The organism is Myxococcus sp. AB036A, from assembly GCF_006547355.1.
Classification (GTDB): domain Bacteria; phylum Myxococcota; class Myxococcia; order Myxococcales; family Myxococcaceae; genus Myxococcus; species Myxococcus virescens.
In genome coordinates, this window is sequence record NZ_VHLC01000056.1 from 33,139 (window position 1) to 55,170 (window position 22,032).

The 22,032-nt window shown below is 68.4% G+C and carries 24 protein-coding genes, 1 tRNA gene and 2 pseudogenes; 19 read left to right on the forward strand and 8 right to left on the reverse strand.

All coding sequences use genetic code 11. The features are described 5' to 3' along the window. Position 1: 1 nt before the first annotated feature. From FL344_RS22325 to FL344_RS22345, 5 genes are all read left to right on the forward strand, one after another. Positions 2–928, forward strand: coding sequence for a hypothetical protein (locus FL344_RS22325; protein WP_141619942.1), 927 nt, complete (start codon positions 2–4; stop codon positions 926–928). 175 nt (positions 929–1,103) lie between these two features. After that, positions 1,104–3,128 carry an ATP-dependent zinc metalloprotease FtsH gene (gene ftsH, locus FL344_RS22330; RefSeq protein ID WP_090490758.1) on the forward strand — a complete coding sequence of 675 codons (2,025 nt, stop codon included), beginning with the start codon at positions 1,104–1,106 and terminating at the stop codon, positions 3,126–3,128. A 112-nt stretch (positions 3,129–3,240) separates the two neighbouring features. Next, the gene (locus tag FL344_RS22335; protein WP_090490757.1) at positions 3,241–3,486 is read left to right on the forward strand and encodes an RNA polymerase sigma factor region1.1 domain-containing protein; all 246 of its coding nucleotides are present in this window, start codon (positions 3,241–3,243) and stop codon (positions 3,484–3,486) included. Between the two features lie 103 nt (positions 3,487–3,589). Then, complete coding sequence (locus tag FL344_RS22340; protein WP_141592555.1) at positions 3,590–4,219, forward strand: nucleotide exchange factor GrpE; 630 nt, start codon at positions 3,590–3,592, stop codon at positions 4,217–4,219. A 99-nt stretch (positions 4,220–4,318) separates the two neighbouring features. After that, positions 4,319–5,752, forward strand: a complete 1,434-nt coding sequence (locus tag FL344_RS22345; RefSeq protein ID WP_141592554.1) for a trypsin-like peptidase domain-containing protein — start codon at positions 4,319–4,321, stop codon at positions 5,750–5,752. Positions 5,753–5,764: 12 nt separating this feature from the next. On the opposite strand, the gene FL344_RS22350 is transcribed toward FL344_RS22345, so the two are convergent. Then, complete coding sequence (locus FL344_RS22350; protein ID WP_141592553.1) at positions 5,765–6,400, reverse strand: DUF6066 family protein; 636 nt, start codon at positions 6,398–6,400, stop codon at positions 5,765–5,767. Between the two features lie 167 nt (positions 6,401–6,567). On the opposite strand from FL344_RS22350, the gene FL344_RS22355 reads away from it, so the two are divergent. Then, positions 6,568–6,927, forward strand: a complete 360-nt coding sequence (locus FL344_RS22355; protein WP_013940932.1) for a PilZ domain-containing protein — start codon at positions 6,568–6,570, stop codon at positions 6,925–6,927. 169 nt (positions 6,928–7,096) lie between these two features. Here the strand turns inward: FL344_RS22355 and FL344_RS22360 are convergent, their stop codons facing one another. After that, positions 7,097–8,647 carry a Glu/Leu/Phe/Val dehydrogenase gene (locus FL344_RS22360; protein ID WP_141592552.1) on the reverse strand — a complete coding sequence of 517 codons (1,551 nt, stop codon included), beginning with the start codon at positions 8,645–8,647 and terminating at the stop codon, positions 7,097–7,099. 337 nt (positions 8,648–8,984) lie between these two features. On the opposite strand from FL344_RS22360, the gene FL344_RS22365 reads away from it, so the two are divergent. Next, positions 8,985–9,059: transfer RNA gene (locus tag FL344_RS22365), tRNA-Thr, on the forward strand. A gap of 120 nt (positions 9,060–9,179) precedes the next feature. Here FL344_RS22365 and FL344_RS39260 read toward each other — a convergent pair. Further along, positions 9,180–9,431 (reverse strand): annotated as a pseudogene (locus FL344_RS39260) (hypothetical protein); the annotation flags it as partial. Beyond that, positions 9,418–9,711, reverse strand: coding sequence for a DUF2381 family protein (locus FL344_RS22370; protein ID WP_228565272.1), 294 nt, complete (start codon positions 9,709–9,711; stop codon positions 9,418–9,420). The pseudogene FL344_RS39260 and the gene FL344_RS22370, both read right to left, overlap by 14 nt. 204 nt (positions 9,712–9,915) lie before the next feature. Here FL344_RS22370 and FL344_RS22375 point away from each other — a divergent pair, with 204 nt between their 5' ends. The 3 genes from FL344_RS22375 (at position 9,916) to FL344_RS22385 (ending at position 12,593) form a co-directional block, all read left to right on the forward strand. Continuing rightward, entirely contained in the window at positions 9,916–11,217 is a 1,302-nt protein-coding gene (locus FL344_RS22375) for an AHH domain-containing protein (RefSeq protein ID WP_141619943.1), read from the forward strand. A gap of 1 nt (position 11,218) precedes the next feature. Continuing rightward, the gene (locus FL344_RS22380) at positions 11,219–11,800 is read left to right on the forward strand and encodes a DUF1629 domain-containing protein (RefSeq protein ID WP_228565273.1); all 582 of its coding nucleotides are present in this window, start codon (positions 11,219–11,221) and stop codon (positions 11,798–11,800) included. 334 nt (positions 11,801–12,134) lie between these two features. Further along, positions 12,135–12,593 (forward strand): hypothetical protein, encoded by a 459-nt coding sequence (locus FL344_RS22385; protein ID WP_141619944.1) that lies wholly within the window; start codon positions 12,135–12,137, stop codon positions 12,591–12,593. Positions 12,594–12,785: 192 nt separating this feature from the next. Here the strand turns inward: FL344_RS22385 and FL344_RS22390 are convergent, their stop codons facing one another. From FL344_RS22390 to FL344_RS22405, 4 genes are read right to left on the reverse strand one after another with little or no spacing between them, the layout of a single operon-like run. Continuing rightward, entirely contained in the window at positions 12,786–13,409 is a 624-nt protein-coding gene (locus FL344_RS22390; protein ID WP_141619945.1) for a cyclopropane-fatty-acyl-phospholipid synthase family protein, read from the reverse strand. A 28-nt stretch (positions 13,410–13,437) separates the two neighbouring features. Beyond that, the gene (locus FL344_RS22395; protein ID WP_141619946.1) at positions 13,438–14,232 is read right to left on the reverse strand and encodes a sulfite exporter TauE/SafE family protein; all 795 of its coding nucleotides are present in this window, start codon (positions 14,230–14,232) and stop codon (positions 13,438–13,440) included. Positions 14,233–14,258: 26 nt separating this feature from the next. Continuing rightward, the gene (locus FL344_RS22400; RefSeq protein ID WP_141619947.1) at positions 14,259–14,585 is read right to left on the reverse strand and encodes a rhodanese-like domain-containing protein; all 327 of its coding nucleotides are present in this window, start codon (positions 14,583–14,585) and stop codon (positions 14,259–14,261) included. Between the two features lie 31 nt (positions 14,586–14,616). Further along, positions 14,617–15,318 (reverse strand): MBL fold metallo-hydrolase, encoded by a 702-nt coding sequence (locus tag FL344_RS22405; RefSeq protein WP_141592546.1) that lies wholly within the window; start codon positions 15,316–15,318, stop codon positions 14,617–14,619. Positions 15,319–15,409: 91 nt separating this feature from the next. On the opposite strand from FL344_RS22405, the gene FL344_RS22410 reads away from it, so the two are divergent. From FL344_RS22410 to FL344_RS22450, 9 genes and pseudogenes are all read left to right on the forward strand, one after another. Next, positions 15,410–15,835, forward strand: coding sequence for a YeeE/YedE family protein (locus FL344_RS22410; protein WP_141592545.1), 426 nt, complete (start codon positions 15,410–15,412; stop codon positions 15,833–15,835). A gap of 11 nt (positions 15,836–15,846) precedes the next feature. After that, positions 15,847–16,317 (forward strand): DUF6691 family protein, encoded by a 471-nt coding sequence (locus tag FL344_RS22415; RefSeq protein WP_141619948.1) that lies wholly within the window; start codon positions 15,847–15,849, stop codon positions 16,315–16,317. A 94-nt stretch (positions 16,318–16,411) separates the two neighbouring features. Further along, positions 16,412–16,939, forward strand: a complete 528-nt coding sequence (locus tag FL344_RS22420; RefSeq protein ID WP_141592543.1) for an RNA polymerase sigma factor — start codon at positions 16,412–16,414, stop codon at positions 16,937–16,939. Further along, complete coding sequence (locus FL344_RS22425; protein ID WP_141619949.1) at positions 16,926–17,687, forward strand: anti-sigma factor; 762 nt, start codon at positions 16,926–16,928, stop codon at positions 17,685–17,687. Before FL344_RS22420 ends, FL344_RS22425 begins: the two co-directional genes overlap by 14 nt. A 212-nt stretch (positions 17,688–17,899) precedes the next feature. After that, on the forward strand, positions 17,900–18,256 hold the full coding sequence (locus tag FL344_RS22430; RefSeq protein ID WP_141619950.1) for a rhodanese-like domain-containing protein: 357 nt from the start codon (positions 17,900–17,902) through the stop codon (positions 18,254–18,256). A 100-nt stretch (positions 18,257–18,356) separates the two neighbouring features. Then, positions 18,357–19,955, forward strand: coding sequence for a bifunctional UDP-sugar hydrolase/5'-nucleotidase (locus FL344_RS22435; protein WP_141619951.1), 1,599 nt, complete (start codon positions 18,357–18,359; stop codon positions 19,953–19,955). A gap of 29 nt (positions 19,956–19,984) precedes the next feature. Further along, on the forward strand, positions 19,985–21,028 hold the full coding sequence (locus FL344_RS22440; protein ID WP_141619954.1) for a YeiH family protein: 1,044 nt from the start codon (positions 19,985–19,987) through the stop codon (positions 21,026–21,028). A gap of 28 nt (positions 21,029–21,056) precedes the next feature. After that, a complete protein-coding gene (locus FL344_RS22445; protein ID WP_228558284.1) occupies positions 21,057–21,518 on the forward strand; it encodes a DsrE family protein in 462 nt (153 codons plus the stop codon). 15 nt (positions 21,519–21,533) lie between these two features. Next, positions 21,534–22,032, forward strand: a pseudogene (locus tag FL344_RS22450) (hypothetical protein); the annotation flags it as partial.

Consider the following 22,032-nt stretch of genomic DNA (forward strand, 5'->3'; position numbering starts at 1 on the left):
CGTGCCGCGCCGTCTCCTCCTGGCGTTGCTGGCCGGAGTGCTGGGCGCGTGCTCCCGCTCCAAGCCGCCGCCCGCGCCGCCCCCACCCGAGGCGACGAACCAGGTCCCTGCCCAGGGCGTGCCGGGGTGCACGCTCTACAGCGAGCCTCAGCGGTCCGGCACCGTGCCCGACGTGCTGTCCGAGCTCTCCGGCCTGGCCGCCAGCCAGCGCCACCCGGGCGCCTTCTGGGCGCACAACGACTCCGGCAATGGCTTCGAGCTGTTCGCGATGGACGCGAAGGGCGCCATCCTCGCCCGGCTGACGCTCACCGGGGCCACCCCTCGCGACATCGAGGACGTCACGGTGGGCCCCTGCGCCTCGGGGGCGTCGCGCGGCTGCGTCTATCTTGCGGACATCGGTGACAACTTCGCGCGCCGGGAGCAGGTGCGGCTCTACCGGCTGCCAGAACCGGAGGCGCTCGAGGACGCCACGGTGCCGGTGGAGGTGCTGTCCTTCATGTACCCGGACGGGCCCCGCGACGCGGAGTCGGTCATCATCGACGCCCGCTCTGGCCGGTTGGCCGTCATCACCAAGACGCTGGACTCCCTGGGGGATGTCTTCGCGCTGGATGGGCTGAGCGTGGAGACCCCCATCCAGGCCCGGAAGCTGGGGACGCTGACGGCGCCGCTCGGGATGGACCGGGCCACCACCGCGGCCTCCCTGCATCCCTCCGGTGAGCGGCTGCTGCTGCGCACCTACTCGCGCGCGTACGAGCTGCGCCGCCCCGGCGCCGCGCGGCTGGAGGACCTGCTGCAAGGACAGCTCGTCGAGGTTCCGAGCGGGAGTCAGGCGCAGGCAGAAGCCATCACCTTCGTGCAAGACGGCAACGGCTATTTGTTGGGGACGGAGTTCACTGGCCAACCCTTGTGGTTGATCGGGTGTCGCTGATTCGGCGCAAGGGCCCGCACATGCCGTGAAGCCCGCCTGGCGGGTTGACGGTATGGCAACGGTGAACATCTTTGGCCCGCCAGGGAAGACGCCTCGCGGTCACTGTGTCCGCGTGGGCGGGGGAGGGGGAGGGTCGAGCGTGCCGACGATGAAGCCACAGGATTTGCCGCCTGGGATGGGCCCACGCGGAAAGAAGACAGACAAGCCAACGCCAACGGGGAAGGGGTTCAAGTTCGGCTCACCGTTGGGCTACATCCTGTTGCTCGTCCTGGGCTTCCTGCTGTTCCGCAACGTCTTCCAGGACGCGGGCGTGCGGCGCGTGAGCTACAGCCAGTTCCGCGACGGGGTGGAGGCCGGGAACTTCAGCCGGGTCCAGATTTCGAACGAGTGGGTGAAGGGCTTCCTCAAGGACACGGCACAGCCGCCTCCTCCTCCGGCAGACGGGGAGCGCACGCTGCGCGGCGAGCCGAGCGCCCTGCCATGGATGGCCTACCGCGTCGCCGGTGACGAGGGGCTGGTGCCGTTGCTGGAGCAGAAGGGCATCCAGTTCGAGGCCGTGCCGCAGTCAGGGCTGGGCGAGGCGCTGTGGATATGGCTGTTGCCCCTGGGCCTCTTCTTCCTCTTCTGGAGCTTCATGATGCGCCGGGTGGCCGGCGGCATGGGCCAGGGCCCGCAGAGCGTCATGAGCTTCGGGAAGACGCGCGCCAAGGTGCAGGCCGAGGCCGATACCGGCGTGGGCTTCAAGGACGTGGCTGGCGTGGACGAGGCGGTCGACGAGCTGCGTGAAATCGTCGAGTTCCTCAAGACGCCCGAGAAGTTCCGCCGCCTGGGCGGGCGCATCCCCAAGGGGGTGCTGCTGGTGGGCCCTCCGGGGACGGGCAAGACGCTGCTGGCGCGAGCCGTGGCGGGTGAAGCGGGCGTCCCCTTCTTCAGTCTGTCGGGCTCCGAGTTCGTGGAGATGTTCGTCGGCGTGGGCGCCGCGCGAGTCCGCGACTTGTTCGCCCAGGCCACGTCGAAGGCGCCGTGCATCATCTTCATCGACGAGCTGGACGCCATTGGCAAGAGCCGCAACTCGGGCGTGGCCGGTGGACATGACGAGCGTGAGCAGACGCTCAACCAACTGCTCGCGGAGATGGACGGCTTCGACAGCCGCGCAGGGCTCATCATCCTGGCGGCCACCAACCGTCCGGAGATCCTGGACAGCGCGCTGATGCGTCCGGGCCGCTTCGACCGGCAGGTGCTGGTGGACCGGCCGGACAAGCGGGGCCGCGAGCGCGTGCTGGAGATTCACGCCAAGGGCGTGAAGTTGGGACCGGACGTGGACCTCAAGGCCATTGCCTCGCGCACCCCGGGCTTCGCGGGCGCGGACCTGGCCAACGTGGTGAACGAGGCCGCGCTCCTGGCCGCGCGCCGCAACCGCGACGCGGTGATGCGGGCGGACTTCGAGGAAGCCATCGAGCGTGTCGTCGCCGGTCTGGAGAAGAAGAACCGCCGGATGAACGAGCGTGAAAAGGAGATTGTCGCGCACCACGAGGCGGGCCACGCGGTGGTGGGGTGGATGCTGCCTCACGCGGAGCGGGTGACGAAGGTGTCCATCATCCCACGCGGCCTGGCGGCGCTGGGCTACACCATGTCGCTGCCGCTGGAGGACCGCTATCTCATGTCGCTGGACGAACTGCGCGACAAGATGGCGGGGATGATGGGCGGCCGGGCCGCGGAGGAGATTTTCATCGGGGAAATCTCCACCGGCGCGTCCAACGACATCCGCCAGGCCACGGAAATGGCCCGGATGATGGTGCGGGACTACGGCATGAGCACGCTGGGGCCGGTGGCCCTGAGCGCGGACCATGGCCCGGGCTTCCTCCGCTCGGCGGGCGTGCCGGAGACGCGCAGCTACTCCGAGCAGACGGCGCGGATGATTGACGAGGAGGTGCGCAAGCTCGTCAGTGAAGCGCTCGACAGGGCCCGTCAGGTGCTGACCACCCACAAGGACAGGGCCCAGGCGTTGGCGGCCCGGCTCCTGGCCGTGGAGGTGGTGGAGGAGGACACCATGGTGACGATTCTGGGACCCAAGGTGTTGGCGCAGCGCGGCCTGCTGCACCCGGAGGCGCGTCAGGTCATCTCCGCGCACCCGGTGGACGTCGGGGGCAATGACGACCAGACGCCGCCCACGCAACACTCGGATGCGCTCGACTCCTGAGGCTCCGGCTGGCTGGGCGCCTGCCCTCCAGCCGTCCCGAAGCCCACCGCCAGCGCGACGTCCTGCGGTGACCGGTGGGCGAAATTATCTTTAGCGGAAAGGAGGCGTCGCCGTGGAGAACAGGATCGGCAAGAGCTACATCGCCCGCAAGGCCCTCTTCGCGAAGGGGCTCAAGGAGGGCCGGCTCACGGTTCAGGAGATTGAGGAGGCCCTGCCGGCGGGAACCCTGACGGCGGCGGAGCGCTGGCTCCTCTATTACTCGCTGCGGGCCGCCCAGGTGGAAATCATCGACGAGGTGACAGGGCAGGTGGACCACGGCTTCATGGCCGAGTCTCCCGCCGCGCCGCAGGAGCACTAGCTCGCTCCCGCGTTGACAGGGGCCGTCTCGCGGTTAGGTTCCGGGCAGCAGTGACTCCCTACCTCTCGCGCGACTGCGCACCCACCATCGCCTCAGGTTAGACATGGCCGGCAACACCCGCACCGACGCAGCTCCCGAAGCCACCCAGCAGCCCCCCTCCGCCAACAGCGAGGGACCTGTTTCCGCCGCCGAGGAGATTTCCTCCCAGCAGCAGGCTCCGGAGGAGCACGCGGCTGCCGGTCAGGACGCGGAGCGGGAGCGGATGGCCGCGGAGCTGGAGACGCTTCGCAAGAAGTTCGACATTGCCGTCCGCGCGGTGCAGGCCGCGGAGAAGGACCGCGAGGAGTTCAAGCAGCGCGTGACGCGGGAGCGTGAGCGCATGCTGGACGTGGAGCGCGGCAACGTGGCCATCACGCTGCTGGAGGCCATTGACGAGTTGGACCGGTGCCTGTCCGTCAGCGCCCAGGACACCTCGCCGCTGGCCGAGGGCGTCCGGATGATTCGCGCCGAGCTCTTGCGCAAGGCGCAGTCCACGGGCATCGAGCGCCTTCAGGTCGTCGGGCAGCCCTTCGACCCGAACACGGCCGATGCGGTCGACATGGAAGTGACCGCCTCGCCGGACGAGGACCACCGCATCGTCGCCGAGCTGCGTGCGGGCTACCGGCTGAAGGACCGCATCATCCGTCCGGCCCGGGTGAAGGTGGCGAAGTACGTCGCCCCCGTCCAGGCCTGACGCCGCCGTTCAGGGCGCCCCCGTCACTCACGGGAAGGGGGCGCCGGGCCAGGCTGTTGAGTCCGCTCGACCCTGGTCCGCCGTGTAGACTGCCGCTCCGTGCTCTCCCGATTCTTCTCCCTGTGTTTGGTGCTGGCGCTCGTCCCGGTCGCGGCGGCCGCCGAGGGTCCTCTCGACGCGTGGCTTCCCGCGCGGGCCCGGGAGCATGCCGCGTGGTTCGCCGCGCAGGCCGCGGGTGTCGAGGGGCAGACGGGCAGCCTGGGCCTGTGGCGCGAGCGCGCCGAGGGAGACCCGGGCATCCCCCACTTCGTGCCCCCGTCCTCGCTGGCGCCGCTGATCCGCGCGGTGGAGGCGGGCGTCGTCAACATCACCACCGTGGGGCCCCGGGCCGGTGGCCTGGAGGGGATGAAGAAGTCCACCGGCTCCGGCTTCGTGCTGACGCCCGACGGGCTCGTCGTCACCAACAACCACGTGGTGGCCAGCGCGCAGCAGATTGCCGTGCGTCTGGCGGATGGCCGCGAGTTCGCCGCCTCCGTGGTGGGCCGTGACGCCTCCACGGACGTGGCGCTGCTGCGGCTCAGCGGCGTGGACCTGGGCAAGCTGCCCGCCGTCTACCTGGGGGACTCGGACCGGATGGCGGTGGGCGACTGGGTGGTGGCCATTGGCAACCCCTTTGGCCTGGACCACTCCGTGTCCCACGGGATGATCTCCGCCAAGGAGCGCGTGCTGGGCGTGGGCCAGTTCGACGACTTCATCCAGACGGACGCGCTCATCAACCCCGGAAACTCCGGTGGGCCGCTCTTCAACATGAAGGGGGAAGTGGTGGGGGTGAACACCGCCATCATCAGTCAGGGGCAGGGCATTGGTTTCGCGGTCCCCAGCAACCTGGTGAAGGAGCTGCTGCCCAACCTCCGGGAGAACGGCAAGCTGGAGCGTGGGTGGCTGGGCGTCGTCATCAATGACGACGGGAGCCATGGGGGCGGTGAGCGCCAGGCCCCGCTGGTGAAGGACGTCTACAAGGGCAGCCCCGCCGCGGCCGTGGGCATCCGCCCCGGAGACCGGCTGGTGGCGGTGAACGGGCGGCCCATCGGCTCCTACCTGCAGCTGTTGCGCAAGGTGGCGCTGCTGGCGCCGGGCACCGAGGCGCGCCTGTCGCTGACGCGGGGCACCGAGACACAGGAAGTGACGGTGCGGCTGGTGGCGCGCCCCGCGCAGGAGGCCACCGAGGGGCTCATCCAGCGGACGGCCAGCGAGGAGGAGATGGGGCTGGTGATCCGCGACCTCACGCCGGAGGTGGCCGCGCCCCTGGGGGAGACGGCCTGGTCCGGCGTGCTGGTGTCGGGGGTCACGCCGCGCAGCCCGGCGGATTCGGCCGGCCTGCGGGCGGGAGACGTCGTGACGGAAGTGAACCGCCGCCGGGTGAAGGACGTGGCCGGGGTGCGCGCGGCACTGGGGAAGGGGAGCGCCGGGGTCAGCATCCTCCTGCGGGTGAAGCGGGGCGAGGCGCTCCAGTACATCGCCATCGCCCGGTGAGGTGACGCCCGGCTAGCGCTTCTTGGCGTCCTTGCCGTGGAGCCACAGGCCCATGGCCTGGCCGCTGCGACCCTCGGTGATGAAGATGGCTTCGATGCGCGCCGTCACGCCGTGGCTCTTCCCGCCGCCCTTCTTGGGAAGGGTCCACACGCTCTGCGGGGTGAAGACAATCTGTGCCCGCACCGAGCGCGTGGAGAAGAGGCGGTTGAACATCTGCAGGTTCCACCCCGCCGGCATGTCACCGGTGACGGTGAGGTAGGGGAGGATGGGGTTGCCGTTGGCGTCCGTCTTCTTGGGCGCGCCGTGGGTGAGCGCCGAGCTGCCGCCGGGGAAGAACGGGGTGATGTTGATGCTGTACTCGCCCGTGCCCAGCGAATAGGGCCCCGGGGTGAGCATGGTGGCGTCGTCCTCGGTGACGATCATGTACAGCCGCTTGCCCTGGTACTTCTTCCGGAACGCCTCCGCGTTGGCCTTGCACTGCGAGTCCACGAAGGGGCCGTCGCACGCGCCCACGAACTTATCCAAGAAGGTCCCCAGCCCGCCCAGCGGCTCGGCTTCGTCACGCAGCTTGGCGAAGCGAGGGTCCGCGTCCGCCAGGGCAAGCGCGGGCGCGAGGAAGAGGGCGGCGGCGAGGAGGATGCGATTCACGGGCGAGGTCTCCGGGGAACAAGGGTTCAGCCCGGAATCGTGCCATTTCGGAAAGCGTCCGGCACTCGTTACATGGGTGTGTGGGGGTGGATGTAGGTGAAGAACTTGCCTACATGTGGCTACCGTGTAGGTTGCGCCTGTCACCACCTGTTCCGGGAGCTACCCCCATGTTTGAGCGTCCTCACGAGCGCCGTTCCCACCTCCGTTTCGACAAGGTCTTCACCGTCTACCTCACCACCCAGGATGGGATGCTTCGGGGGGTGGGCCGCAACATCAGCGCGCGGGGCATGTTCGTGGAGGTCCGGGACCAGGTGGGCCTGGGCGAGAAGCTGAAGGTGACGTTCGCGGGCGAGGACGGGACGGAGATGACGTGCCTGTGCGAGGTCCGCTACCAGGTGGCCCTGGCCTTCGGGCGCAAGGACGGGCGCGAGGGCAGCAGCCGCGGCGTGGGGCTGCGCATCGTGGCCTATGAGACGCAGGACGACGCGCCCCTCCTGCTGGTGGACCGCGAGCGGGTGATGCACTGACATCCGTCCGGGGCCCGTGAGGGGCTTCGCGGCCTGGCGCTTCCCGGAACAGCAGCGGGGGCCGCCCAAGCCAACCTCTGGGCCCGGCGAAAACGAAAGGGCACGGCCTTCCAGATGGAGGACCGTGCCCTTCGTGTTTCCAGCCGTGGGCGGGTGCCCGTGGCTTCGACTACTGCGAGAAGCCCTCGAGGAGGTAGTGGGCCTCGATGCGCTTGAGCGCCAGAATCATGGCGGCGCAGCGGGTGTCCACCGTCTCACCGATGCAGTACTGGCGGCTGTCGTGCATCTCCGTCTTGCGCGGCTGGTTGCGCGAGATGTCGCGGATGATGCGGTAGTTGCGCTTCATGGCGCGCTCGAGCCGCTGGTCGACCTCGGCCTCGCTCCAGCGCTCCATGCGCTTGTTCTGGATCCACTCGTAGTAGCTCACCGTCACACCACCGGCGTTGGCGATGATGTCCGGGATGAGCTCGATGCCGCGCTTCTCCAGGATGCGGTCGGCCTCCGGGGTGGTGGGGCCGTTGGCGCCCTCGGCCACCAGCTTGACGCGGAGGCGCTCGGCCACGTCGGCGGTGATTTCGCCGCCCAGGGCCGCGGGGACCAGGATGTCCGCCTGGACGTCCCAGAGGTCCTTCTTCTCGATGCGCTGGGCGCCCGGGAAGCCGAGCACGCTGCGCTTGAGGTTCTTGGGGTCCTGCACGTAGGCGGAGAGCGCGGCCACGTCGATGCCGTCACCATTGAAGATGGTGCCGTCGGCGTCGTTCACCGCGAGCAGGCGGGCGCCCATCTGCGACAGGATGTTGGCGGCGTGGCTGCCCACGTTGCCGAAGCCCTGGATGATGAACGTCTTGCCCTTCACGGACTCGCCGCGGTCGGCGTAGTAGTCCTCGATGCAGAAGGCGACGCCCTGGCCGGTGGCCTTGTGGCGGCCCTCGGAGCCGCCGATGCGCACGTCCTTGCCGGTGACGATGCCGCGCAGGTTGTGGCGCTCGCGCTCACCGTCCGAGTACTGGCGGTAGAGCAGGGCCATGATGCCGGGGTTGGTGCCCACGTCCGGCGCCGGGATGTCGATGTCCGGGCCAATCATGCTCTTGAGCCGGTACATGAAGCGCAGGGTGATGGCCTCGATCTCCTCGCGGCCGTACTCGCGCGGGTCGATCTGGATGCCGCCCTTGCCGCCGCCGAAGGGAACCTCGGCGATGGCCGTCTTCCAGGTCATCTCCGCGGCCAGGGCCTTGAAGAGGTCCAGGGACACCTCGCGGTGGTAGCGCAGGCCGCCCTTGTAGGGGCCGCGCGCCTGGTTGTGCTGCACGCGGTAGGCCTTGAAGCGCTGCGACTCACCGGGGACCAGCTGGTACACCTTGCCGTCGGGCAGGCGCAGGTGGCCCTGGCGGATGTCCACGTCCGAGCCCAGCAGGGCGCGGCCGTTGAGGATGATGTTGCCGTTGGCCAGCAGCTCCAGGCCTTCCTTGTTGCGGACCTGCGTCTCGGGGAGGTTGGAGAAGGTGCGCGCCTTCTCCTCGGAGAGCGGGACGAGACGGTCCTTCAGCTTCGCCGTGACGTAGAAGATGTGCTCGTAGTCCGGCTCCTCCAACTCGAGGCGGACGCGCTTGTCCAGCGCGATGAGGTCCGCTGCACGATGGAAGATCTCCATCGCCTCGGTGTAGACGGTGCGCTTGGGCGTAGGGGCCGGGGCACGCATGAAATTCTCTTCACTGGCCATGACGGGAGATGCTCCTTGTCGCGTCGCCGCTCGTGGGCGAGGCACGTGGGGGTAGCGGGGCCCTTATGTACATAGGCGCTCCGAGACTTCAACCGCGCCAAGCACCCGTCCTCTCCCAAGAATCTGGAGCGATAACGGGCACTTATGTCAACGCGATGTGTCACCTACGACAGACGCGGTGTGTCATCCATGTCAGGGTGGTCAATCGTGGTGATGGTTGGAAAACCAACGATGCGGGCGCGCGGAAAATGGGCGGAATGGCGGGGAGGGTGAGCACTCGCCTTCATTTCTGCTTGCCGGGCATGAGCCGCCATGGTACTCCCCGCGCACCTGTCGCGCCGACATAGCTCAGCGGCAGAGCAACTGATTCGTAATCAGTAGGTCCCCAGTTCAATCCTGGGTGTCGGCTCCAAGAAAAGAGAAGGGCTGGTTGCTTCAAGCAACCAGCCCTTTTTCTTTTCCGCCGCATTCAGCGCCCGGGCGTTGATCCAACCAGGCCGGCGGCCGCGACGATTTCAGCGGCCCTGCTTCCTCACCGGAACTCGTCCACGATGTAGACCCCTGCGCGGGGCGAATCGAGGATGGCTGTCCCTGGCTTGGACTCCGGGTGCTTTCGGAGCTGCCCGAACCCGAGGCGAGCCACTGCGCAGATGGGCACCTGATCTCCGCCATTCATCAGTTGGGCCGCATGGTCGCGGATGACGACTTGGGGGCCGCCTGTCCAGACCCGGCCGTAGAGCCGAGCTGGTGCTTCAGGGAGCCCGAGGTTCTCATTCAGCATCGCGGTGGAGAGCCCGGATGGGCTTCAGGATGACCTTGTTGTGGACCACCGTGAGTGGTTCGAGTCGACCTTCCCAGCCGAGCACCGTCGTCTTGCTCGGGTTGACGGGCTGCTCGAAGCGCAACGTCGTGATGACTTGCCCCTTCACGTAGACGGAGTGGGTTCCGTTCTCCGGATGCTCGGAGAGCAGGATGGACCGCCGATAGTGAGCGGTGGCATGCGCACCCAACGACGCTAGCGCTGCGAAAGTCAGGATAGACCTTGTGAATTGGGTAGGTCTCATCGAGCGAACAGCCTGTCAGGAGCGTGGTGGGGTAATTCACTCTTGCTCGGTGGCGCCTGAAGGACAGTGCAACCTGAAGGGTATGGAAATTTAAATGGGATGCGTGTAGTAGTTTGGTTGCCGCGCGAGCTCTGCTGAAGTTGTCAGACCCCAGAGTCAGGCTGCAGCGCCTCCTGATTTTCAGGGGTGTCTTCGGGGGATGCTATGAGATGGGTTGCAGTGGTGTCTTTGCTGCTTCTTTCAGCGGGGTGTGCGACCACTCGCATTGTCAATATCGATGCTGGAAATGGTCGGCGACTCGTCCACGAGTCGGTAGATGTTGATCCAGTCGAAGTGAGCGAGGACGAATTCAAGTCTGCCCTTACGCAACTCATCCTCGACATGCGCATGGACGTTGCGTTCCGAGCGGCTGAAGCGGCGGATGAGCGAGGATGGGTGCGCTCCAGGGTCCTGCTCGCGTCCTCGAAGGGCCTCGCGGATTCGGGGGCGGGGAGTTCACCTGAGTCTTTGTACGCGCGCATCTGCCCCGACGCGGACGACTGCTTGACCCTGGTGGGTGGAACGGGGCTGACGTTCTCGCGAAAGGACCGGACGCTCATGGCGCTGTCCTTCGCGCTCGACACCGTTTGGGCGAGCATCGAGGCCGAGGTCGGCAAGGTGCTGAACCCAGTGGCGCTCAAGGCCCTGGTGACGTCGGCCGCGCTGACGCTGCTCCTCACGCTGGCGCTGCCCGAGCCCGTCACCAAGGTCATCGCGGTAGCGCTGACGGCGGCGATGGTGGCCTATCTCGGCGTGGTGCCTGTCTGGGAGATTGGGCGCGGATTCGTCCGGTTGTGGGATGATGCGGGGACGGCGATGAGCGTCATCGAGCTACAAGACATCGGGCATCGGTTCGGGCGGGTGCTCGGCACGAACGGCACGCGCGTCCTGGTGCTCGTCGTCATGGCGGCACTTGGAGGAAAGAACGCGGTGGCAGCCCAGGGGCCGAGACTTCCGGGCTTCCCTCAGGCCGCGATTCGGGCGCAGGCCGAGGCGGGATTCTCGCTCGGAGCGGCGTTGAATGGCGGCGTGACTTCAATCGCGATTCCCGCTGCTGGAGTGCTGAACGTTGCCCTGGCGCCTGGTGCTGCTGCCGCCCTGGCGATGTACTCGGACGGGCGATTTCCTGGTGACGCGGTGGGGCCCGTTCATCACATCTGCACGAACAAGAACCCCATCTCCGACGCTACCGGCGGTCCTTGGACTCCTCAGTGCCAGAAGCTATTCGAGAAGGCCGGGATGACGCTCGAAGACGCTGCCAACAAGGTGCGGCTCAAGGGACACGAGGGGCCTCACCCTGAACTGTATCACCGAGCGGTGATTCGGCGTCTTGAACTCTCTGTTGCGCGCTGCCGAACGACAGAGACCTGCCGGGCCAGTCTGATGAAGGAACTTGCGAGGATAGCGAACGAGCTTATGACGCCGGGAAATCCGCTGCGGAGCTTCATTGTGAAGGTGGAGAAATAAGTTGGAGCGTCATTATTACTCAGTGGAGCTGGGTGATGTGCCACGGTGGCTGATTGAGACGCCGACACGGGATTCTGGTGAGGCGTTTGACGAGCCTTGGATGTTCGCGGATGGTCGCATCCTTCCTGATCTGGGTCCCCTCGCAGCACGAATCGCACATCCTGGCACAAGGCGTGCGTTTGACTTCTCTGTGATTGAGGCTGCCCCCATCGTCAGCGAAGCCATTGCGAACGTCTTCAGGACACTGGCTCCCAACGATGTTCAGCTCTTTCCGGTGTCAATAGAGAGAGAGTCCGAGCGGTACTTCGTCGTCAATGCAATCAAGGTGGTTGATGCCATTGACGAGGCACGGTGCCTGGAGGTGCATCACTATGACGAACCGTCCCCTGATTACCCAGGCGAGTACAACTGGATCTACGGACTGCGAATCGACCCCTCGAAGACTGAGGGCGCGCACGTCTTTCGACTGAAGAAGTTCAAGATCGCCTTCATTGTCTCGGAGGACATCAAGAACGCGCTCGAACGGATCGGGAACCTGGGCGTGTCGTTCGAGCGCGTGACCGAGGCTCCCGTCCTTCATTGACGGTCGGGGCTGATATCCGAGCCGGCGACGATTCCGATCTTCAAAGTCTATGACTTGCCTCCGGTGTCGCGTGTGGCCCGACCCGGAGGGCCACACGACAGTGCTCACGAAACCATTGCCGCGCTGCTTGATGCCCCTTCGAAACAGCTACACAAGATTCGGGACTTGACCCGCTGAACGGCTACCCATTTGCGGACCGAGCCAACGGGGATGGCAACCCCTCGGACGCTCGCAGCATTTGAGCAGTTCAGAACACTTCTCAGATGCGTAAGCGGGATCTCGTGAAAGTCAGATAAATTTCGACTGCCTTTTCGGCCTTGCCACAGGAGTGCCCATGTCGGTTCGCACCATCAGGAAGCACCTTCCGCTCATCGCAGTGACTGCTTCGGCGTTGGCCTTGCTCAGCGCCTGCGGGGAGCCTCTTTCCGCCGAAGGAAGGGAAGTCGATACGGACGACACGGTAGTCGCCTTCGACATTCCGCCACCGACAGTGACTGGGAGCTGTTTTCGGAATGATTCATTCACCAGGATTGAGTGCTCTGGGAGTGCAAGCGGCGGCGTAGCGCCGTACACTTATCAGTGGCAAATGGCACATAATCTCGATGCCAATCCAGACCCAGTCAACTTCTACTGGCGCAATGGCTCCACTACTTTTAGTGAGCCGTGCAAGTATGACTTGTTTATCGGCGGGCGATACTACACCAAGTACATCCGATTCCGCGTGCTTGACGCCAATAACTACGTTTCAAATTTCATTGAACAACCATTCATCTGCTGGACGCCAAACCCGTAGGAAGCCGCCGGCGCACTCCTGACTTACTCCCGGAGGTCAAGTCTCGAATCATGTGTGGTTGGCCGGGGAGGGGCAGGGAGGAAAGCTCCTTGGCGGCATCATGCTTCGGTGTCCAGGTTTGATTTCAACAGGTCGATGACGAGGGCGGATACGGCGCCGGAGCAGGTGTCCTCCGCCCGTGCAGGTCCAGGCTCACGTCGCCTTGCGACCGACGAGCTGCACCACGGCGGCCCTTCCGGTGTGCAGGGTCCCCTCGCGGACCTCGCGCGTCAGCTCACGGAGCACGGGCAGCTCCAGCCCCGCGAAGTCCTCGCGCAGGGCCTCCGTCGTGTAGAGGAGCTCCTCGACAGGCGGACCGCCCGTGCGGAAGCCCAGTTGAGCGGGCGTGTACGCTTCGAGGAGGACCAGGCCACCGGGGCGGAGGCTCTTCACCAGCGCGCCATGCACCCGCCGCCGCAGTGCGGGGGGCAGGTGACAGAAGATGACGATGGCCGCGTCCCACGCCTCCGGCGCGAAGGTGAAGTGCGCCAGGTCGCTGACGCGCGTCTCGATGTTGACGCCGCGCTCGTCTGCCAACTGCTTGGCCTTCTGGAGTCCCACGCTCGACGCGTCCACGGCGGTGACGGCGTGGCCCAGGGAGGCGAGGTAGACGGCGTTTCGGCCCTCACCCTCACCAAGACTCAGCACGTGCCCGCCGGGAGGAAGGCGCGAAGCCATCTCCACGAGGAAGTCGTTGGGCTGGGTGCCATAGACATACGCCGGGTGACTGAAGCGTGCGTCCCATTGAGCGGCTGCGTCGGGGGGCTGCTCGGCCATGGTGCTCCTCCTGGAGTTCTGCGTGACGTCAGTGGGCATTCTGCGTCGTGGTGGCGGCGCCCCCCAGCCCCAACGCTTCCCGGTTCTTGAAGAAGATGAAGACGCCCATCACGACGAGGAAGCCGGAGAACGCTGCCTTGAGCGTCGCCTGGGAGACGAAGTGGGACGCCCAGGTACCCAGCAGGATGCCCACCACGGCGATGGCCGTGAAGATGCCAAGGGAGACCCAGGGCACCTCGACATGGCCGAGGTAGCCGGCGAAGCCCACGAGGGAGTTGAGGGCGATGACGAGCAGGCTGGTGCCCACCGCCTGCTTCATGGGCAGGCCCACCAGCAGTACCAGCGCCGGGACGATGAGGAAGCCGCCGCCCACGCCGACCAGACCGGTGAGGCCTCCCACCCCGAGGGCGGCCAGGGCCATGAGGGGGAAGGACGCCTGCCGGGGCTCGGGCGCCTGCGCGGAGTCCTTCCGGCCATTGCGGAACATGAAGACGGCGGAGACGAGCATCACCGTGGCGAAGAGCAGCAGTTGCGTCGTCCCGGAGATGAGCGCGGACAGGCGCGCCCCGGCGTAGGTGCCCGCCATGGCCACCGTCCCGAAGACGAGGGCCGCCTTCCACTGGACGTTGCCCCTACGCCAGTGGCTCGCCGCGCCGAAGAGGCTGGTGACGCCCACCACGGCCAGTCCCATGGCGATGGACTCCTTGGCCCCGAAGCCCAGGACGTACACGAGGATGGGGACGGTGATGATGGAGCCACCGCCGCCGAGCAGGCCGAGCGACAGGCCCATGAGCGCCGCGAGGGAGAAGCCGAGAAGGGGCATCGTGTTCGTCCTGTCGCGACGCGCGCTCAGCCTTGGGGCCGCGGCGCGAGCGGCTCGCGCACGGCGAGCATCCCGCCCGCCAGGTTGAAGAGGTGTTTGAAGCCGCCTTGGGCGAGCAACCGCGCCGCCTGCGCGGAGCGCCCGCCCGAGCGGCAGATGAGCAGCAGCGGCGCCTCGCGCGGCCACGCGCCGGCGGCGGCCTCAAGCGTGGCCAGGGGGACGAGCTCGGCTCCGGGCAGGTGGCCGAGGGGGCCGGTGTACTCGTCCGGTTCGCGCACGTCGATGCGCCGCACCTCGGGGCCGAGCGTGTCGAGCTGCGAGGGCGTGATGTCCTGATAGGGGCGGAGTGTCATGGTCGGGACTCCTGCGAAGTGGCCAGGGGACTCAGGCCCCTTGGGGTGAGGGCGCCGTGTGTCCGCAGGCGCGGTTGGCCGGGACGGCGGCGTCAATCAGCTTGGGCCTGGGCAGGTTGAGGTTCTCCATGATGTGGATGAACTCCTCCCGGCTCTTGCCGGCCACGCGGGGGTTGTGCCGCTTCTCCTCGGCGATGCTCGTCACCGTGCGGCCCTTGTAGTCGTGGGCGGGGTAGACGAGCGTCTCATCGGGGAGGGCGAAGAGGACGCGCGTGAGGCTGTCGTAGAGCTGGCTCGCGTTCCCGTTCTGGAAGTCGGTGCGGCCGTTGCCGCGCACGAGCAACGCATCCCCGGTGAAGACGCGGTCGCCGAGCAGGTAGCTGATGCTGTCGTCCGTGTGCCCCGGGGTGGCGAGCACCTGGAAGACGAGCTGACCGACGCGCACCTCGTCCCCGTGGCGGACCTGGATGTTGGCGCAACTGGCGCCGTTCACGCTCCCCACCACCGTGGCCCGCGTGCGCTCCCGCAGCGTGCCCGACGCGGTGACGTGGTCGGCGTGGACGTGGGTGTCGAAGACGTGGGTGAGGGTGAGGTCCAGCTCGGCGACCAGTTGCAGGTCGCGGTCGGCCTGCTCCAGCACGGGGTCGATGAGGACGGCCTGGCGCGTGGTCTCGTCGCCGATGAGGTACGTGTACGTCGAGGACTCGGAATCGAAAAGCTGCCGGAAAATCATGTCGAAGCCTCCTGTCCATGAGAGCCCGGGGCGTGGAAGAAGGATTCAGGCCCTGCTGAATCCTTTCTTTGGAGCCTGGCTCTCACGCGACATGACTTCCTCCATCCTCCTTCCTCTCCTGGGCGGGGCCCTCATCGGGCTGAGCGCCTCCCTGTTGCTCCTGGCCAACGGCCGGGTCGCCGGCATCAGCGGCGTGGTGGGCTCGCTGCTGGCCCCCGTGCGCGGTGACGTCGCCTGGCGCGTGCTCTTCTTCGCTGGGCTGCTCGCCGGGGGGCTGCTGCTCGCCTGGTTGCGCCCCGGCTCCTTCCCGGCGCCCTCGGCCCCGAGCGCGGGCGGCCTCTGGCTGCTGGTGGGGGCCGGACTGCTGGTGGGGTTCGGCTCGCGGCTGGGCAACGGCTGCACCAGCGGACACGGCGTCTGCGGCATCAGCCGGGGCTCGGTCCGCTCCATCTCCGCCACGCTCACCTTCATGGCCACCGGTGTCCTCACCGTCTTCCTGGTCCGCCACGTCCTCTAGAGAAAGCCCCCATGCGTTCCTCCCTCAGTGCGTTCCTCAGCGGCCTCATCTTCGCCCTCGGCTTGGGCCTCGCCGGCATGACGGACCCGGCCAACGTCCTCGGCTTCCTCGACATCGCAGGCGACTGGGACTATCGGCTCGCGTTCGTGATGGGCGGCGCCATCGCCGTTCACGCGGCGCTGCGACCCCTCATCCACCGGCGCGCGCAGCCCCTGTTCGCCGCCAGGTTCCCCGCGTTCGCCGCCAGCAAGCCGGACGCGAAGCTCCTCGTGGGCTCGGCCCTCTTCGGCGTGGGCTGGGGGCTGGCCGGCTATTGCCCCGGTCCCGCGCTCACCTCGCTGGCGACCGGGGCCTTCCCGTTGCTCGTCTTCGTGCCCGCCATGTTCGCGGGCTTCTACCTCGCGCAGGTGCTGCAGTCGCGGAGCGGCGTGGGCGCACCGCGTCCAGGGGCTCCGCACGTGGGCGCCACGCCCGCTCAGTAGCCCCGCGTCCGCCACGCGGAAGGCGAGGGCGCTCCTCCTTCTCGAGCGCCCTCGTCCTTTTCCGGGAACCTCTCACCCGTCCCACTGTGTCCTCATGCCCGTGAGCGCCCGCGCCTTCATTGAACGTGCCCTGGAGCACCTGCCCGTCTTGAGACGGGTGGGGCGTCGGCTGACGGGCAGCGCCGCGGAGGCGGATGACCTGGTCCAGGAGACGCTGGCGCGCGCCCTGGAGCAGCGCGGCGCGCTGAGAGAGACCGAGCGCCTCAAGGCCTGGCTGCTCGCCGTACAGCGCACCGTGTTCCTCAACTCCCGCCGGGGGCTGCGGCCTCACCTGGAGGTGCTGGAGGGCGGGCTGGGCCGGGCGCTTCCTCCGGAGCCATCCGCGGACCTGGAGGCGGAGCTGCACGCTCGCACCTTGAGTGCGGGGATGCAGGCGGCGCTCGACTCCCTGGCGCCGGAGTGGCGCGACACGTTGTGGCTGCGGGAAGTCGAGGAGCTGAGCTACGAGGAGATTGCTCAGGTGCAGGGCTGCCCGGTGGGCACCGTGCGCTCGCGGCTGGCGAGGGCGCGGCTGGCGATGCTCGACTTCCTCGAGAAGGAGAAGGTCCATGGAAGCCTGTAGCCCCCAGTGGCAGGAGCGTCTCTCCGCGTGGTTCGACGGTGAGGTCCAGGCGCATGAACAGCAGGCGGTGGCGCACCACCTGTCCCGATGCGCGGGCTGTGCCCGGGAGGCTGCTCGCTATGCCTCGCTGCGGCAGGCGCTGAGGGCGGAGGGCGCCGCGGAGCAGCGAGTGCCGCCCGAACTGACGGAGCGTGTCACGCGGTTGGCGCCGCGCCCCAGGCCGTCCTTCCCCAGGCGAAGGCTGGCGGCGGGCCTGGCCGCGGTGCTCGCATCGGTGGGGGTTCTCTGGACGTCATGGCCCAGTGGCATGAACGAGGCGCTGGCGATGGACCTCGAGCGGCACCACCTCAAGGCCTTCTCCCGGATCGCCCCCTGTGAGTTCGAGTCCTCGGACCCGGCCGAGGTGAAGGCGTGGGTGGAGCGGGAGGTGGGCTATCCGGTGGATGTGCCGGTGGTGCCAGGCGCGACGCTGCTGGGGGCCCGTCGCTGCCGGTTGCATGGAAAGCTCTCCGCCTCGTTGCTGTACCGGCACGAGGAGGGCAAGGCGATGACGCTCTTCCTTCCCCTGCCGGGCTCGGCGGCGGCGCAGGAGGCGGCCCGCTTCGCTGGTGACGGGCCTCGGTGCACGCAAGGGCCCGTGGGCGAGCGCATCTGCGTGCTGCCCGGTGGGGGCGAGCGGGCCGCGCTGGCCGTCTCCGAGCTGGAGCCCGCGGTGCTCCTGGCCGCGCTGGCCCGCCTCTCTCCCTGAGGCGGCTGGGGCGGGGCCCTGCCGGAAGCGGCGGCCGAACCGTCCCCGCCGGCCGTTGGGGGAGGCGGGAGTGCGCGCGTCTGCGTGCCCTTGTCGCGGCCGGGCTGCCGGGCGGAAAGGGCGCTGAATCCTTCGGCCGTCGCCATGGCTCTCACCAGGCTGTACGCACTTCCCGGGGGCCAGTGGCCACCGGGGTCGCTTGGAGCCGCGCCATGAAGGTCATTTTCGTTGTCGCCGCCGCCGTGTTCATGGGTCTCTTCTTCACCGCCTGTACGCGCCCGCGTCCAGGTGACGCCGCGGTGGGGTCCGAGGCCCGCCGCAGGGTGGAGGCGGGCGCCACGCTGGTGGATGTCCGCACGCCCGAGGAGTTCGCCTCCGGTCACCTGCCCGGCGCGGTGAACATCCCGGTGGATGAACTGGCACGGCGGTTCGGAGAGCTCGGCTCGCCGCAGACGCCCCTGGTTGTCTACTGCCGCAGTGGCGCGCGCAGCGGCCGTGCCGAGCGCCTGTTGAAGGAGCAGGGGTTCCAGGACGTCTTCAATCTCGGCCCCATGTCGACGTGGCCGTGATGCGCGAGGCGTTCGAGGTGAGCCGCTGTCCGGGAACTTCGCGCGGCGCATCTCGTGTCACTTCCGCTGTCTCCTTTCACTCCTCGCAAGGTGCTCCACGATGTCCCGTCTCCTGTTCGCGCTCGGCGCGCTGCTCGTCCTGGCCTCCGGCTGTGCTTCATCCCGGCCCCCGGTCACCGCCAGCGCTCCCGCGTCCCAGCGCCAGCAGCTCACCGTCCTCTACGTGGCGGACCTGCACGCGCAACTGCGCGCCCACCCGGAGCTCTTCTGGCGCGATGGGAAGGAGCGCATCGAGATGGCGGGCGGCTTCGCCCGCGTCGCCGCCGCCATCCAACAGATTCGGGCCGAGCGTGGTGGTGACGTGCTGGTGCTCGACGCCGGCGACACGATTCAAGGCTCGGGCGCGGCTGCCCTCACCGAGGGCGGCGTCCTCATCGAACCGCTCAATGCGCTCGGGCTGGACGGCGCGGTGCCCGGCAACTGGGAGGTGGTGTATGGCCCCTCGGTGCTGCGCCAGCGCGCCCGTGAGCTGAAGCATCCGCTCTTCGCTGCCAACCTGCGTGATGCGGCCAGCGGTGAACGGCTCTTTCCGCCGTACCTGGTGAAGGAGGTGGGCGGGGTGAAGGTGGCCGTGGTGGGCTTCACGGACCCGGACGTCCCGCGCCGTCAGCCCCCGGGGTACAGCAAGGGGCTGCGCTACGACGGCCCGGAGGCGCTGCCGGAGCTGGTGCGCGAGGTGCGCGAGCGCGAGGGCGCCCAGGTGGTGCTCTTGATGTCGCACGTGGGGCTCGCCAAGGCCGTGGGGATCGCCGCCCGGGTGCCGGGCGTGGACGCCCACCTGTCCAGCGACACGCATGAGCGCACCTATGTCCCCATCGAGCAGGGCGGAAGCTGGGTGGTGGAGCCCGGCGCCTTCGGCTCCTTCCTCGGCCGGATGGACTTGTGGTTGGAGGACGGGAAGGTGGTGGACCGCCGCTGGGAGCTCATCGAGCTGACCGCGTCGCGCTTCCCCGAAGACCCGGAGATGGCGCGGCTCGTGGACGCCGCGCTCGCGCCTTATGACGAGCAGCTGTCCTCGCCGGTGGGGCACACCGACGTGACGCTCGCGCGCTACGCGGTGGTGGAGAACCCGCTGGACAACGTGCTGGCTGACGCCATCCGCGCCGCTGGCGGGACGGAGATTGGCCTCTCCAACGGCTTCCGCTTCGGCACGCCGCTGCTGCCCGGGCCCGTGCGTGAGGCGGACCTGTGGAACTTCTTTCCCATCACCAACAAGCTGAAGACGGGCAAGGTGAGTGGCCGTCAGCTTCGCGCCTTCTGGGAGCAGGAGTTGGAGAACGTTTTCGCGAAGGACCCGGAGAAGCGCTTCGGCGGGTGGCTGCCGCGCCCCTCGGGGATGACGGTGCGCTTCCGCTCGGAGGCCCCCAAGGGGCAGCGCCTCCTCGCCCTGGAGGTCGCTGGCGAGCCGGTGGTGGACGAGCGCCTCTACACCGTGACGGCCTGCGAGCGGGAAGGGGACTCGCCGGACATGCTCTGCCGCATCCCCGGCGTGCAGGATCCGCAAGTGCTCGAAGTGGACGCGCACGAGGCGGTGCGCCGCTTCCTCGCCGGCAAGCCGAGACTGCGCGAGTCGCTGGAGGGCCGCGCGGTGGGCGAGGACCTGCCGGCCGTGCTCCGCACCCAGCAGGTCCAACCGTGAGCGCGACTTCCCCCCACCGTCCCCCTGAAATGACCGCACCTCTCGCCACTTCCGACTCGATTTCCGCCGCGCCTCCGCCTGGAGGCCCCTGGCGCCGGCGGCTGCCGGGGCTCGGGCTCGCCGCTGGACTGGCGGTGGTCAGCTACGGGCTGGCCACGCTCCCCGGCCTCAAGGTGGTGGGGCCCCTCACGGTGGCCCTGCTGATTGGCATCTCACTGCGCACGGCCCTGGGGCTGGCCCCCGGCCTGATGGAGGGCACGCGCTACTCGGCGCGCACGGTGCTGCGGTTGGGCATCGTGCTGATGGGCGCGCGGCTCGACTTCGGGCTGGTGGCGAAGGTGGGCCCACGCGTGCTGCTGCTGGCCCTGGCCGTCATCGTCGGCGGCATTCTGGGCATCCGCTGGGTGACGAAGCGCTTCGGCGTGCCGGAGAAGCTGGGCACGCTGCTGGCGGTGGGGACTTCCATTTGTGGCGCAAGCGCGGTGGTGGCCGCCAGCTCCGTCACCCGCGCGGAGGAGGAGGACACCACGCTGGCGGTGGGGCTGTGCGGAATCCTGGGCACGGTGGGCGTCCTCTTCTACGTCTTCGTGGGGCCGCTGCTGGGGCTGAGCACCGCGCAGCTCGCCATCTTGTCGGGCGCCACGTTGCATGAGGTGGCGCAGGTCATGGCCGCGGCCTTCACCTGGGGCACCTCCGCCGGGGACCTGGGCACGCTGGTCAAGCTCACCCGCGTGGTGCTGCTGGCCCCCGCGCTCGTGGTGCTGGGGCTGGTCTCCGGCGCGGGCGGGCAGGTGCGCTACTCGCTGAAGGAGCCACCCATCCCCTGGTTCGTCATCGGCTTCCTCGCGGTGGGCGTGCTGGGCACGGTGGGCGTGGTGCCCGCCGCCGCCAAGGCGTGGCTCTCTACCGCCAGCGTCTTCCTCATGGTGATGGCCATGGCGGCCATGGGCCTTGGCACCCACCTGAGCATGGTCCGCCGCGCGGGCATGCGCGTCGTCTACGCGGGCCTCGTTGGCTTCGCCGCCCTGGCGCTGTCCGCCTGGGGGCTCATCCATGTGCTGTCCATCCAGTAGTCCTCGAACCACTTCGGAGTCTGTTCAGATGAATCGCTTCCTGCCGTTGCTCGTCATCGCGCTCGTCACCGCTCCCCTGGCCACGTTCGCCGCGCCGCCGTCCCAGCCCGCGAAGAAGGAAGTGCCCGCTCGCCAGGGCAAGCTCGTCTTCGTGGCCAACACGGGCTTGGAGGACATCGGGACCCTCTCCAGCTCCCTCCGACACGTGAAGAACGCCAAGGAGTCGGGCTACCTCTCGGACGTGGTGTGGCTCACCTACGGCCGCGCGGTGGTGGCGTTGGACCCGACAGTGAAGGCCGTGCCGGCGGAGGTCCGCGAGGCGGCCCAGGCGGCGAAGGCCGCTGGCGTGCGGCTGGTGGCGTGCGGCACCGCGCTGCAGAAGTTTGGCATCGACCCGAAGAAGCTCCAGCCCCAGGCCGACGTGGTGGACGACGGCGTGGCGGAGTTGTCGCGCCTGGTGGCTGAGGGCTACCAGGTCATCCGCTACTAGCGAGTCGTGGCCCCCATGGAGCGCGCGACGCGCAGGACGCGGATCGTGCTGTCGCTCTGCCTGCTGGCCCTGGCCGGCATGGCGCGGCCGGGGCGGGCCGAGGAGGTGGTGGAGGCGGGGCCGCGGCTCGAAATCAGGGAGGCGCTTCAGCTCCGAATCGACCAGGGGCTGAGCGCCTCGGGCGCCGCCGCCGTGAGCCTGCGACGTGGGCGGGTGGGGCTCCACCTGACCGGGTCACCGTGGGTGCGGGGCGGACTGGAGGTGTCGTTCGACCGGCTCATCCTCCTGCCCGGTCCGCTCCAGGGGCCGCCGCTGGCCCTCCACGAGGCCAGCGTCACCTTCACCGTGCTGCCCCAGCGCGCCTGGCTGAGCGTGGGGCTGTTCCGTCCGCAGGTGGGCCGGGAGAGCCTCACCAGCGGCTTCGAGGTGGACTCGCTGGACAAGGCCATCACACAAGGCCCCCTGCGCGAGCACCTCACCGGGACGGAGTCGGGGCGTGCGCCGGGGGTGGACG